Annotated in this window: 11 protein-coding genes; 5 read left to right on the forward strand and 6 right to left on the reverse strand. The window is 67.1% G+C overall.

Annotation, left to right across the window (positions count from 1 at the left end; all coding sequences use genetic code 11):
• Positions 1–46: 46 nt before the first annotated feature.
• From VGB75_16275 to VGB75_16300, 6 genes are all read right to left on the reverse strand, one after another.
• Positions 47–1,660, reverse strand: a complete 1,614-nt coding sequence (locus VGB75_16275) for a M28 family peptidase (protein HEY0168602.1) — start codon at positions 1,658–1,660, stop codon at positions 47–49.
• A 204-nt stretch (positions 1,661–1,864) separates the two neighbouring features.
• Positions 1,865–3,394, reverse strand: coding sequence for a M28 family peptidase (locus VGB75_16280; GenBank protein ID HEY0168603.1), 1,530 nt, complete (start codon positions 3,392–3,394; stop codon positions 1,865–1,867).
• 418 nt (positions 3,395–3,812) lie between these two features.
• The gene (locus VGB75_16285) at positions 3,813–5,339 is read right to left on the reverse strand and encodes a M20/M25/M40 family metallo-hydrolase (GenBank protein HEY0168604.1); all 1,527 of its coding nucleotides are present in this window, start codon (positions 5,337–5,339) and stop codon (positions 3,813–3,815) included.
• 248 nt (positions 5,340–5,587) lie between these two features.
• Positions 5,588–7,078: an MFS transporter gene (locus tag VGB75_16290; protein ID HEY0168605.1), complete on the reverse strand. Its 1,491-nt coding sequence runs from the start codon at positions 7,076–7,078 to the stop codon at positions 5,588–5,590.
• Positions 7,079–7,127: 49 nt separating this feature from the next.
• Entirely contained in the window at positions 7,128–7,856 is a 729-nt protein-coding gene (locus VGB75_16295; protein ID HEY0168606.1) for a glucose 1-dehydrogenase, read from the reverse strand.
• Positions 7,853–8,278 (reverse strand): nuclear transport factor 2 family protein, encoded by a 426-nt coding sequence (locus VGB75_16300; GenBank protein HEY0168607.1) that lies wholly within the window; start codon positions 8,276–8,278, stop codon positions 7,853–7,855. The genes VGB75_16295 and VGB75_16300 overlap by 4 nt, the downstream gene beginning before the upstream one ends.
• Positions 8,279–8,457: 179 nt before the next feature.
• Here VGB75_16300 and VGB75_16305 point away from each other — a divergent pair, with 179 nt between their 5' ends.
• The 5 genes from VGB75_16305 to VGB75_16325 all read left to right on the forward strand — a co-directional run bounded on the left by VGB75_16305 (position 8,458) and on the right by VGB75_16325 (position 13,046).
• A complete protein-coding gene (locus VGB75_16305; GenBank protein HEY0168608.1) occupies positions 8,458–9,195 on the forward strand; it encodes an SDR family NAD(P)-dependent oxidoreductase in 738 nt (245 codons plus the stop codon).
• Entirely contained in the window at positions 9,176–9,619 is a 444-nt protein-coding gene (locus VGB75_16310; GenBank protein HEY0168609.1) for a nuclear transport factor 2 family protein, read from the forward strand. Before VGB75_16305 ends, VGB75_16310 begins: the two co-directional genes overlap by 20 nt.
• A 112-nt stretch (positions 9,620–9,731) precedes the next feature.
• Positions 9,732–10,790, forward strand: coding sequence for an LLM class flavin-dependent oxidoreductase (locus VGB75_16315; protein HEY0168610.1), 1,059 nt, complete (start codon positions 9,732–9,734; stop codon positions 10,788–10,790).
• A gap of 50 nt (positions 10,791–10,840) precedes the next feature.
• On the forward strand, positions 10,841–11,362 hold the full coding sequence (locus VGB75_16320) for a hypothetical protein (GenBank protein ID HEY0168611.1): 522 nt from the start codon (positions 10,841–10,843) through the stop codon (positions 11,360–11,362).
• A 40-nt stretch (positions 11,363–11,402) separates the two neighbouring features.
• The gene (locus VGB75_16325) at positions 11,403–13,046 is read left to right on the forward strand and encodes a multicopper oxidase domain-containing protein (protein HEY0168612.1); all 1,644 of its coding nucleotides are present in this window, start codon (positions 11,403–11,405) and stop codon (positions 13,044–13,046) included.
• Positions 13,047–13,077: the final 31 nt, after the last annotated feature.

The raw sequence follows: 13,077 nt of genomic DNA on the forward strand, positions 1-13,077 counted from the left end.
CCCGCCACCGACGTGGCGAGGGGCGCTGATTCGGGTGAGTTCGGACCTAGGAAGCCTGGGCCTCGTGGTCGTGCACGCTGTCGCCGCCGAGCGGGCCGGCGAAGGTGTGCTCGGGTCCGGCGGGCGCCGGGATGGTGAAGTTGCCCGGGACCTTCGTGCCGGGGACGCCGTTGACGGCCTCGGTGGAGTAGGCGAAGGTCAGGACCGCGAAGGCGACCGCGTCGGAGTTGACCTCAAGAGCGTGGTCGTTGTTGTTGGCGTAGGTGTCGCAGGCCTGGTGGTAGCAGGGGTCGAACTGCTCGCCTGCGGTGCCGCCCCAGATGGCTTCCTGCTCTTCGGTCTTGCGCACCTCGGCCCCGGTGAAGAGCCCGCTGGACGGGATCCCGCTCTTGATGAAGGCCTGGTAGTCGCTGCGGCCGCTGAACTGCGAGTCGTCATAGGGCTCGCCACGCAGGGTGTAGAAGGACTCGAAGACCTTCTCGATGGCCGCTGAGCCCTCTGGGATCGTCACGCCGGCCGGCGCCTCGAAGCTGGACTCGTTGGCGTCATAGACCATGAAGATGTGGTTCGGCGAGCCGATCATGTCGAAGTTGAGGTACAGCGCGATCCGGTCCAGCTCGGCCTGCGACTGGTCGTGGGCCCACTGCGTGGAGCCCACCACGCCCAGCTCTTCAGCGCCCCACCACGCGAAGCGGAGGGTGTTCTCAGGGCGAAGCTTGGAGGTCACCTGGGCGATCTCGAGCAGCGCCGCCGAGCCGCTGCCGTTGTCGTTGATGCCCGGGCCTTCCGGAACCGAGTCCAGGTGGGCGCCTGCCATCACGACGTTGTCGTCGTTGCGCCCGGCAAGCTCGCCGAAGACGTTGTAGGAGGTCTTGGTCAGGAAGTCGATCTTCACCTGAGCGGTCGAACCGGCGGCGGCCAAAGCCTGGCCATTCGCGAAGCTGGCGCCGAGGACCGGGATGCCGACGATGTTGTCACCACCACCACCGAGGGTGCCGATGAACAGGCCTGTGCGGTCGCCCGCGCCGATCGTGTCACCCTGGTTGAAGATGATCACAGCTTCCGCGCCGGCCGCTTCGGCGTTGATGGCCTTGAAGGTGAAGTTGCAGGCGCCGCGCTGGATCAGGGCGATGTCGTTCGGGCCGGAGAAGTCCAGGCCGGCGAAGTCGCTGGCCTCGCAACCGCTGCTGTTGACCCGGTCCCCGCTCAGCTTGACGTCCACCGGGATGACCGCGCCGGTGACGTCACCCTCGCCGGTGCCGGTGAAGCCGGCCGTCGGGTAGGTCGCCTGCGCCGGGGTGAGTTGCCGCAGCAGGGTGTCGGTGGCCTGGTATTCGAAGGGGACCTTCTCGGCGTCCCAGCCGGCGGCGGCGAGCACGCCCAGGACGTAGTCGACGCTGGCGGTGTAACCGGCAGTGCCTTCGGCCCGATTTCCGCCGTTGGCGTCGGCGATGGCCTGCAGCGCCGCCTGGTGCTCGCGCACACCTTCGAGCCGGACGCACTCCAGAAGCTTGCTGTAGGTGTTGTTGGTGCGAGTCTCGCAACCCGACTGCGCGGGAGCGGCGTTAGCGGGCATGGTGGCAAGGCCGCCAAGCAGAAGCGCGCCGCCCGACAGCAGCGCGATGGCCCCCTTGCGCGCGGACAAACTAGTACGTGTCACATGGTCCCCTTGTGTCAGCATATTTGCATTGTGTCCGTAATTCGGAGCTTCAGCGAAGATACTCCGGGTGACCTCCGGCGTCTACCGACGATGAAGACCTTCCCAGGCGCCCAGGCCGTCCCCACCACCTTGCCGCGCGCCGCGACATCATCAGCGCCCCTCGCCACCGAGGTGGCGAGGGGCGCTGAGGGGGATAAGCCGGACTCAGGAAGCCTGGGCCTCGTGGTCGTGGTCGTGCACGCTGTCGCCGCCGAGCGGGCCGGCGAAGGTGTGCTCGGGTCCGGCGGGCGCCGGAATGGTGAAGCTGCCCGGGACCTTCTTGCCGGGGACGCCGTTGACGGCCTCGGTGGAGTGCGCGAAGGTCATGACCGCGAAGGCGACCGCGTCGGAGTTGACCTCGAGAGCGTGGTCGTTGTTGTTGGCGTAGGTGTCGCAGGTCGTGTGGTAGCAGGGGTCGAACTCCTGGTCTGCCACGCCGCCCCAGATGGCCTGCTGCGCTGCGGTCTTGCGCACCTCGGCCCCGGTGAAGAGCCCGCCGAACGGGATCCCGTTGTCGCTGAAGGCCTGGTAGTCGCTGCGCCGGCTGAGCTGCGCGTCGTCATAGGGCTCGCCACGCAGGGTGTAGAAGGACTCGAAGACCCTCTCGATGGCCGCTGAGCCCTCCGGGATCGGCACGCTGGCCGGCGCCTGTCCGCTGGACTCGTCGGTGTCGTAGACCATGAACATGTAGTTCGGCGAGCCGATCATGTCGAAGTTGAGGTACAGCGCGATCCGGTCCAGCTCTGCCTGGGACTGCTGGGCGACCCACTGCGTCGAACCGACCAGGCCCAACTCTTCAGCGCCCCACCACGCGAAACGGATGGTGTTCTCAGGGCGAAGCTTGGAGGTCACCTGGGCGATCTCGAGCAGCGCCGCCGAGCCGCTGCCGTTGTCGTTGATGCCCGGGCCGGTCGGAACCGAGTCCAGGTGGGCGCCTGCCATCACGACGTTGTCGTCGTTGCGGCCGGGGAGCTCAGCGATGACGTTGTAGGAGCTCTTGGTGACGAACTCGAGCTTCACATGAGCGGTCGCACCCGGGGCGGCCAGGGCCTCGCCCTGCGCGAAGCTGGCGCCGAGGACCGGGATGTCGACGACATTGGGGCCGCCGAGGGTGCCGATGAACAGACCCGTGCGGTCGCCCGTGCCGATCGTGTCACCCTGGTTGAAGATGATGACAGCCTCCGCGCCGGCTGCTTCGGCATTGATGGCCTTGAAGGAGAAGTTGCAGGCGCCGCGCTGGATCAGGGCGATGTCGTTCGGGCCGGAGAAGTCCAGGCCGGCGAAGTCGCTGGCCTCACAGCCGCTGCTGTTGACCCGGTCCCCGGTCAGCTTGACGTCCACCGGGATGACGCCGCCGGTGACGTCACCCTCGCCGATGCCGCTGAAGTAGCCGGTCGGGTAGGTCGCATCCACGGGGGTGAGCTGCCGGAGCAAGGTGTCGGTGGCCTCGTACTGGAACGGGACCTTCTCGGCGTCCCAGCCTGCGGCGGCGAGCACGCCCAGGACGTAGTCGACGCTGGCGGCGTAACCGGCAGTGCCTTCGGCCCGGTTTCCCCCGTTGGCGTCGGCGATGGCCTGCAGCGCCGCCTGGTGCTCGCGCACGCCTTCGAGCCGGACGCACTCCAAAAGCTTGTCGTAGGTGTTGTTGGTGCGAGTCTCGCAACCCGACTGCGCGGGAGCGGCGTTCGCGGGCATGGTGGCAAGGCCGCCAAGCAGAAGCGCGCCGCCCGACAGGAGCGCGATGGCCCCCTTGCGCGCGGATAAACTGGTACGTGTCACATGGTCCCCCTGTGTCAGGCGAATTCGTATTGTGTCGGGAAAATTTGGAAACTGCAGGGAAAGTACCGTGGGCGACCTCCGGCGTCTACCGCCTCGATCAAGCCCGTCCCCGGCGCCCACCGCGACGCGCCTTCATGGCCCCGACCTGGTGTCCGCTGCCTCGGGTCTGCCGGCCCCAGACCGCCCGACCCTCAGACCGCCGACCCCCAGACCGCCCGACCCCCAGACCGCCCGACCCCCAGACCGCCCGACCCTGAGAAACGCCCAACCCTCAGAAACGCCAGCGCCCCTCGCCACCGAGGTGGCGAGGGGCGCTGGTTCGGATAAGTCGGACTCAGGAAGCCTGGGTCCCGTGATCGTGGTCGTGCACGCTGTCGCCGCCGAGCGGGCCGGCGAAGGTGTGCTCGGGTCCGGCGGGCGCCGGAATGGTGAAGTTGCCCGGGACCTTCGTGCCGGGGACGCCGTTGACGGCCTCGGTGGAGTAGGCGAAGGTCAGGACCGCGAAGGCCACCGCGTCGGAGTTGACCTCAAGAGCGTGGTCGTTGTTGTTGGCGTAGGTGTCGCAGGCCTGGTGGTAGCAGGGGTCGAACTGCTCGCCTGCGGTGCCGCCCCAGATGGCTTCCTGCTCTTCGGTCTTGATCTGCTCGGCCCCGGTGAAGAGCCCGCTGGACGGGATCCCGCTGTTGATGAAGGCCTGGTAGTCGCTGCGACCGCTGAACTGCGAGTCGTCATAGGGCTCGCCACGCAGGGTGTAGAAGGACTCGAAGACCCTCTCGATGGCCGCTGAGCCCTCCGGGATCGTCACGCCGGCCGGCGCCTCGAAGCTGGACTCGTTGGCGTCATAGACCATGAAGATGTAGTTCGGCGAGCCGATCATGTCGAAGTTGAGGTACAGCGCGATCCGGTCCAGCTCTGCCTGCGACTGCTGGGCGACCCACTGCGTCGAACCGACCAGGCCCTCTTCCTCGGCGCCCCACCACGCGAAGCGCACGGTGTTCTCGGGACGGAGCTTGGACAGCGACTGGGCGATCTCGAGCAGCGCCGCCGAGCCACTGCCGTTGTCGTTGATGCCCGGGCCTTCCGGAACCGAGTCCAGGTGGGCGCCTGCCATCACGACGTTGTCGTCGTTGCGGCCGGGAAGCTCAGCGATGACGTTGTAGGACGAGCGGACCAGGAAGTCGACGACGACCTGAGCCGTCGAGCCTGCGACTGCCAGTGCCTGGCCCTGCGCGAAGGAAGCGCCGACCACCGGGATGTCGACGACATCCGCGCCGCCGAGCGTGCCGACGATGAGGCCGGTGCGGTCCCCGGGGCTGGCGTCGCCCTGGTTGAAGATGATGACAGCCTCGGCGCCGGCAGCTTCGGCGTTGAGGGCCTTGAAGGTGAAGTTGCAGCCACCGCGCTGGATCAGGGCGATGTCATTCGGGCCGGAGAAGTCCAGGCCGGCGAAGTCGCTGGCCTCGCAGCCGCTGGTGCTGGCGCGTGCCCCGGTCAGGGCGAGGTCGACTCCGATGACGTTGCCGGTGACGTCGCCCTCGCCGGTCCCGGTGAAGGCGCCGGTCGGGTAGGTGGCTGCCGTGGGTGTGATCTGGCGCAGCAACGCGTCGGTGGCGTTGTACTGGAACGGGACCTTCTCGGCGTCCCAGCCGGCGGCGGCGAGCACGCCCAGGACGTAGTCGACGCTCGCGAAGTAGCCGGGGGTGGCATCGGCCCGGTTTCCCCCGTTGGCGTCGGCGATGGCCTGCAACGCGGCCTGGTGCTCGCGCACGCCCTCGAGCCGGACGCACTCCAGAAGCTTGCTGTAGGTGTTGTTGGTGCGGGCGTCACAGCCCGACTGCACGGGAGCGGCGTTAGCGGGCATGGTGGCAAGGCCGCCGAGCAGAAGCGCGCCGCCCGACAGGAGCGCGATGGCCCCCTTGCGTGCGGACAAACTAGTACGTATCACATGAATCCCCTTGTGTCAGTGATGTGGGAGCTTCAGCGAAAGTACCGTGGGCGACCTCCGGGCGTCTACCGGCCCGATCAAGATCTTCCACGGCCCGGGTCGGCGGGCCAGCCGCTGGAACGGGGGGCCTGTGATCTGACGAGGCCAGTCCGGCCGGCAGGGGGTCAGCCAGACTTCGCGAGGGTGTGCTCAGCGGCTTCGGGGGGCCTGCGCGCGGCTGTGAGCACCAGAGGCAGCACGCCGAGGACGATCAGCACGGCCGAGGCCAGGAACACCCACGAGTAGCCGGCGCTCAGCGCGTGCTCGACTGACCGCCCCACCCCGTCATCGCGCACCGACCGGCTTCGGAAAGCCGCCACCGTCACCATCGTCGCCAGGCCGATGGAACCACCCACCTGCCGCGAGGTGTTGATCAGCCCGGACACCACCCCGGCGTCGGCACGCGCCGCGCCGGCGGTGGCCACGGTGGCAAGGGGGGTGAAGAGCAGGCCCATGCCTGCGGTGACGAAGATTCCCGGCACCGCGACCGTCATCAGGTAGCTGCCGTGCAGGCCCATTCTCGATTGCGCGAGGAAGCCGATGGCCGAGAGGGTGGCGCCCAGGATCACGACGGTCCGGGGCGAGGTTCGGTGGAGCAGCCTGGGGGTGAGCACCCTGGCGAAGAGAACGACTGTGATGGTCTGCGGCAGGAACGCCAGACCGGTCTCCAGCGGGGTGTAATGCCGGACGTCCTGGAGGTAGAGCGAGACGAAGTACCACATGCTGAAGAAGGCCGCGCCGGTGGCGAACATGGCGAAGTTCGCGGTGATGACCGGTATCGACTTGAGCACTCGGGTCGGGATGAGGGGGTCTTCGGGCGCCTTCACCTGCAGGAGCAGGAACCCGACGAGGCTGAGGACGCCGGCGATGAGCGGCACTATCGTGCGAGCGGCGCCCCAGGAGTGATCAGCTGCCTGGATGACCCCGAAATCGATCAGCGACAACCCGAGCGTGATGGTGATGACGCCCGACAGGTTCAGCCTGCGGCGCGCGCCTTCCCTTCCCCACTCCAGATAGCTCAGGGCCAGGAGCACGACGAACACTCCCACCGGCAGGTTGATCAAGAAGACCCATCGCCACGACAGGGTGTCGGTGAGCACGCCGCCGACCAGGTTGCCCACGGCTCCGCCGGCTGCCCCGACAGCGCTCCAGGTGCCCAGGGCCTTGGCGCGCCGCTGCCCCTCGGGAAAGCTCGTCATCAAGATGGCCAGTGAAGCCGGCCCGATCGCCGCGGCGCCTGCGCCCTGGACGAACCGGAAGGCGACCAGCATCTCCGAGGACTGCGCCACGCCGCAGAGCAGGCTTCCCAGCGTGAACACCACCACGCCGGAGATGAACACCGGCTTGCGCCCGAAGATGTCGACCGAGCGGCCGCCGGCCATCAACAGCCCGGCGATGGTCACCGCGTAGGCGTTGGTCACCCACGACAGGCCGGTGACCGAGAAGTGCAAGTCATCGCTGATCGAGGGCAGCGCCACGTTCACCACGGATGCGTCGAGGACGACCAGGAACTGGCCGAGGCAGGCCAGCATGACGACGGCCGCTTCGGCGGTGAGCCGCTTTCGAGGCGGCGTCGCCGCAGGCCGATCCGCCGCCCCCTCGATGATGCGCGACACGTCGGCGTCCTCTCTGGTGTTGTTCGTGGACCTCGGCAGCCCAAGTGCCTCAGCGCAGGTGCGTTCCGCCGTCCACCAGAATGATCTCACCGGTCGTGAACTCAGCTTGCGCCAGCGCCAGCACCATCGTGGCGACGTCATCGGTGGTGCCCACTCGCTTGAGCGGCGCCGTGGTGGCCATCCACTCGCGTGCCTCGGTGAAGGAGGCGGTCCACTCCGTGTCGATGAGGCCGGGAGCCACCGCGTTGACCCGCACCTCAGGGCCTAGCGTGGCAGCCAGCAACCGGGTCATGTGGTTGATCGCCGCTTTGCTTACCGCGTACGGGATGCTGCTGCCGGCAGGCCTGCTACCAGCGATCGAGGAGATGTTGACGATGGAGCCGCCGCCGCTGCGGCGAAGCTCGGGCACCGCCGCCGTGATCATCTCCCAGGTGCCCACCACGTTGACGTCGAGAATGGACCGCCAGACCTCCGCGGTCGCCGACTCCAGGTCCGAGTGGGGGATTGCCTTGGTGATGCCTGCGTTGTTGACGAGCAGATCCAACCGTCCCAGCTGGTCGACGGTCGTGGCCACCAGCTCACGGGCTTGCGCTGCCTGGGAGACATCGGCTCGCACGTAGATCGCTCCGTCGAGCTTGGCCGCGACCGCCTCGCCCGCCTCTTGCGAGCGAGCCGAGTTGACTGCCACTCGATAACCGGCATCGGTCAGACGAGCGGCGATGGTCGCGCCGATGCCTGATGAGGACCCGGTGACGATGGCAACCGGGCTGTCGCTCACTTCGGCCCTTCCACGTCGTCACGGCGCACAGTGCGGCGGTGGTTGAGGTATCCGCCGTCGCCGGTGGCCACCAGCACGTCCTCGACCATGCAGGTCGGCTCCAGGCGGACCTCGCCGTCGGCGTTGACCGCTGACGTGATCGCCGAGTACCTCGTGCAGATCGTGGAGTCAGGGCCTGCTGTGACCTCCAGCATGCCGAACCAGTGCCGCCGCACGACTCCTAGGGCGCGGGTTCGCGCCACACCCTCGCGGGTGGCCGTCAAGATCGCGTCGCGGCCCTGAACCTCGTCGTGCGGGTAGTGCACGAAGACGCCGTCGGCGGTGAAGCTGGCCGCGAACGCGTCGGCATCGCCGCCGTCGAGGTTCTGCATCTGCTTGGCATAGAACTGCTGGAGCTGGAAGTAGGTGTCGCTGTCGGTCAATTGAGTCGCCCTTGCTCGGTCGGTACTGCCGATTTCTGGCGTTCGGATTGTCGGTCGCGCCGCTGGAGCTGACATTGAGCGCCGCTGGACGCGTGGTCGGGCAGGGGCGAATCCAGCGGCGTCCGAGTGGGCATCCAGCGCTTTGACTCAGGCTGTCCTGGTCGAGCGAAGGGAAGTACATGCGTCTCAAGGGTAAGACCGCCGTCATCACCGGCGGCACAAGAGGTCTCGGGCGAGTGATCGCCGAGACATACGTCACTGAGGGCTGCCGGGTCCTCCTAGGTGGGCGCGACATCGCTGCCATCGCCGATCTGGTCGAGAAGTATCCGGACCAGGTCGCGAGCCAGCACCTTGATGTGCGCGACCCCGACTCGGTGGATCGCCTGATGCTGGCGGCGGTGGATCGGTTCGGCGGACTGGACATCGTCGTCGCCAACGCCGGCATGAGCGCCCCTGGGCGGGTCGCCGCGCTGAGCGTCGAGGATTGGACGGCCACGTTCGAGACCAATGTGACCGGCACCTTCCTCACGGTCAGGGCCGCGCTCAAGCACCTGCCCGCCCACAGCGGCGGCAGCGTCATCACCATGTCGTCGGCGATGGCGACCAGGGTGGCGCCGGGGGCCTCGGCCTACTGCGCCTCCAAGGCTGCGATCGAGATGTTGACCAAGGTCGCCGCGGTGGAGAGCGCGGCGCAGGGCATCACGATCAACTGCCTCGCGCCCGGGATCATCGACGAAGGCATGGGCCGGGCTCTGGCCTCCAACGAGGTGGTGTGGGCCAAGTACAGCCAGAAACTGGCCAGTGGGCGCCCAGGCACCGCCGAGGAGGTCGCGGCAGCCGCGGTCTTCCTGGCCGGAGACCACAGCAGGTACATCAACGGACACGTCATGGAGGTGAATGGTGGCCTCGACTGGTGAAGTCGGGTCGGACCTGCTGTTCGAGGTCGACCGGTTCTACGCGACACAGCAAATGCAGCTCGACTCAGGCGACGTCGAGGGTTTCGGCAAGTCCTTCACCGAAGACGCGACTTTCGCGCTCGGCGCAGGGGACTCGGTGCCCGGTGGCCGGGCCGGAATCGTCGCCGTCATGCGCGGGCTGGTCGAGCGTTTCCAGGCTGCCGCGGTGCACCGCCATCACTGGTTCGGCATGCGCCAGGTCGATCACTCAGACGACGGCGCGATCCGTGCGGTGTATTACGCCATCGTGAGCCACACCTCCTCCGAAGGCGCCGTCAAGCTCGACCCGAGCAGCGTCGTCACCGACCATCTGGTCCGCGCGGCGGACGGCGCCCTGGCAGTCCGGTCCCGGCGCATCGTGCTGGACCTGCCGGGCCGCGCCTGACTCAGCGTTCCAGCTGCCTTCCAGCTGGCTTCAAGCCATGGAGGGCACCATTCACGGCCAGCTCGGTTCCTGTCAGCGTTGGCCGGCTAATCCATCGAGAACGAGGTCGAAGATGAAGTTCGGGATAACGTTCTTCCCCAATGTTGGGCCTGCCGAGAAGAACCCGGCGGAGTACTACGACGAATGCGTCCAGCTTGCCAAGCAGGCGGACATCCTCGAGTTCCACCATGTCCGCACGGTGGAGCACTACTTCTTCGCCTACGGTGGCTACAGCCCCGACCCGGTGACGTTGCTGACCGCGCTGGCCGCGCACACCCGCACCATCAGGTTGGGCACCAGCGCCGTCATCCCGGCTTTCACCCACCCGGTTCAGCTGGCCGGCAAGCTGGCCATGCTGGACAACCTGTCCCATGGCCGGCTGGACGTGGGCTTCGGCCGGGCGTTCCTGCCCGACGAGTTCAAGGCCTTTGACATCTCGATGGATGAGAGCCAGACCCGGTTCGACGAAGGCATCGCGGCGTGCAAACTGCTGTGGTCGCAGGAGGATGTGGTCTGGGAAGGCACCCACCACAGCTTCGGGCCGGTCACCTCGCTGCCGCGTCCGTTCCAGCAGCCGCACCCGCCGGTGTACATCACCACCGCCCGGAGCGTCGACTCCTGCATCGCGGCGGGCAAGGCCGGCCACAACATCCAGATGGTCGGCGCGATCCTGAGCCGGGAGCAGATCCAGGACCGGCTCGCCGCCTACCGCTCAGCCTGGAAAGAGGCCGGACACGAGCCGGGAACCGAACTGGTCCAGCTCAGTTACCCGGCATACGTCGATGAGGACGGCGTCAACGCCCGCAAGATCGGCGCTTACGACGACATGCGCAACGGCGAGGCGATCGGCAAGGCTGTCCGGTCGTGGTCGGGAACCACCAGCAAGGCCTACCCGGGATATGAGAAGCTCGCCGAGCAGCTCGCCCGGCCCGAGCTGGACGACAAGATCGCCGCCAACCAGGTTCTCGCCGGCACACCTGACGAGGTCAGCTCGCAGGTCGCCCAGATCGCCGACTGGTTCGGCGACGACGTCATCCTCAGCCTCGCCGTCCACTCCGGTCAGTTACCGGTGGAGGCGGGCGAGACCACCCTTCGTCTGGTCGCCGAGCACTTGATACCCAAGTTCGGATAACGAATGTCAACGACCAGCCAACCTGCGTCAACGAAAGGCAGTAAATAACCATGTACAAAAAGCGAATCGCACTGGTGTCCCTCTGCGCCCTCACCGCGTCCTCGGCGCTGACCGCCTGCAGCTCTGACTCCGACACCGAGCCCGCCGCCAAGGCCTCCACCTCGAGCAGCGCCAGCGCCAGCACCAGCGCCAGCACGGGCGTCAGCAAGTCCGACAGCTCCGAGATCATCGGCAGCTGGGTCGTGAAGGTCAGCTCGTCCCTGCCCTCCAGCGGTGGCGCCACGCTGATCTTCAAGGAGGACGGCACGCTGGACCAGATCGGCACCGACACCCTGCCGGGCACCGGCTACTGGCAGCAGTCCCTCGAGCCGAAGAAGTACACCCTGCAGGTCGTGATCCCGCTGAAGAACCGTAAGACCAACACCATCATCGGAACGATCCGGGCCATGCAGAACGTCACTCTCGACGACAAGGGCGGTCTGGTGGCTGCCGGAGCGGCGTCGATGTACACCCCCGAGGGCAAGAAGTTCAAGAGCTTCACCATCAACAGCACGAGCGCCGGCAAGAAGTGACGTCATCGCTGCGGGCTCAGTCGGTGAGGGGGTAACGCGCATGGCTCGGCAGGTAAGCCGGCGCGCCTTCGTCAGCGGGCTGGCAGTGGTGGGCGGCACTGCTGCGCTCGGTGGGTACGCCTACTCCGAGCTCCAGTCCGGTGGAAAGTCGGTGCGGGGGATCGCTGGCCCCGCACTGACTTTCGGCAAGACCGGCAACACCAGTCCGATGGATGGGCTCACCGACAACTTGAACCAGTTGTCGAGTGACCTGCCGCTTCCGCGGCCGTTCACCGTTCGGTTGCCGATTCCCCAGGTCCTGACTCCTCGTCGCGTCGGTGACACCGATCACTACCACCTCCGCCAGACCAGGGCGAGGCAGGAGATCATCCCCGGGCACAAGACCGAGATCTGGGGGTACAACGGTGTCTTCCCCGGACCGACCATCATCTCCCGGCGGGACCGGCGCACGGTGGTCACCCACACCAACGAGTTGCCGGTGCCCACCGTGGTCCACCTGCACGGCGGGCACACGCCGCCGCACAGTGACGGTTATCCCACCGACTACCTGACCTCTGACGAGTCGGTTCGAGCGATGCCCCATGGCTCTTCGGCCACCGGGCATATGCCGCCCGACCCCAAGGCCGATGTGCGTCACCACAGCCGGGCTTACACCTATCCCATGGACCAGCCGGCGGCGACGCTCTGGTACCACGACCACCGCATGGACTTCACCGGAGCCAGCGTCTATCGCGGCCTGGCCGGCTTCCACCTCATCCGCGACGAGCAGGAGATGGCGCTCCCGCTGCCCTCGGGCGCCCGTGACGTGCCTCTGATGATCTGCGACCGGGCCTTCGCCGCGGACGGAGCGTTGAAGTACCCGTCCGCTGACGCCCACATGATGAAGCCGGGTGTCGAAGACGCGTCCCTGCCAGGTGTGATGGGCGATGTGATCCTGGTCAACGGCGCTCCCTGGCCGTTGATGGACGTCGAGACGGCCCGTTACCGGTTCCGGGTGCTCAACGCCTGCAACGCACGGGTCCTGCGGTTGGCTCTGGATTCGCCGCGGACCACACCGGCGATGGTGCAGATCGGCTCGGACGCCGGCCTGCTGGCCAAGCCGGTGTCGCACGAGGATCTGGTGATCGCGCCGGGACAACGGTTTGAGATCGTGCTGGACTTCTCGGCGTTCCATCCTGGCGACGAGATCACCCTGCTCAACAAGGCGGGCGCGGGGTCGACCGGCGTGGTGATGCGGTTCCGCGTCGCCGGCAAGGTCGCCGACACCTCCTCGATCCCTGACAAGCTCGCCGACGTCGAGCCGATCCCCGCCTCGAAGGTCCAGCGTCACCGCACCCTGGACTTCCACCGCGCCGAGGAACGCGGATGGTGGATCAACAACAAGTTCTTCACGCCGACCGAGTCCATCGCCGACGTTCCCCGGGGCGCGATCGAGAAGTGGACGTTCGTCTCCGACTACCACCATCCGGTCCACGTCCATCTGGTGAGCTTTCAGGTTGTCTCGCGCAATGGCGGACCGCCTGGGCCCTATGACGCGGGCTGGAAGGACACGGTCTTCGTCAACGGCTCCGAACGCGTGGACGTCATCGCCAGATTCCACGGCGAAGCCGGCCGCTACATCCTGCATTGCCACAACCTCGAGCATGAAGACATGTCGATGATGGCAACTTTCAACCTGATCTGAAGAAGCGTCAAGTCAACTACCTGGAGGCTGT

The organism is Jatrophihabitans sp., assembly GCA_036399055.1.
GTDB lineage: Bacteria > Actinomycetota > Actinomycetes > Mycobacteriales > Jatrophihabitantaceae > Jatrophihabitans_A.

Bases quoted from the DNA above. Each gene is read 5' to 3' on its own strand.
- VGB75_16280 (HEY0168603.1), bottom strand. From the start codon at position 3,394: ATGCCCGCGAACGCCGCTCCCGCGCAGTCGGGTTGCGAGACTCGCACC.
- VGB75_16285 (HEY0168604.1), bottom strand. From the start codon at position 5,339: ATGCCCGCTAACGCCGCTCCCGTGCAGTCGGGCTGTGACGCCCGCACC.
- VGB75_16305 (HEY0168608.1), top strand. From the start codon at position 8,458: ATGCGTCTCAAGGGTAAGACCGCCGTCATCACCGGCGGCACAAGAGGT.
- VGB75_16310 (HEY0168609.1), top strand. From the start codon at position 9,176: ATGGTGGCCTCGACTGGTGAAGTCGGGTCGGACCTGCTGTTCGAGGTC.
- VGB75_16315 (HEY0168610.1), top strand. From the start codon at position 9,732: ATGAAGTTCGGGATAACGTTCTTCCCCAATGTTGGGCCTGCCGAGAAG.
- VGB75_16320 (HEY0168611.1), top strand. From the start codon at position 10,841: ATGTACAAAAAGCGAATCGCACTGGTGTCCCTCTGCGCCCTCACCGCG.
- VGB75_16325 (HEY0168612.1), top strand. From the start codon at position 11,403: ATGGCTCGGCAGGTAAGCCGGCGCGCCTTCGTCAGCGGGCTGGCAGTG.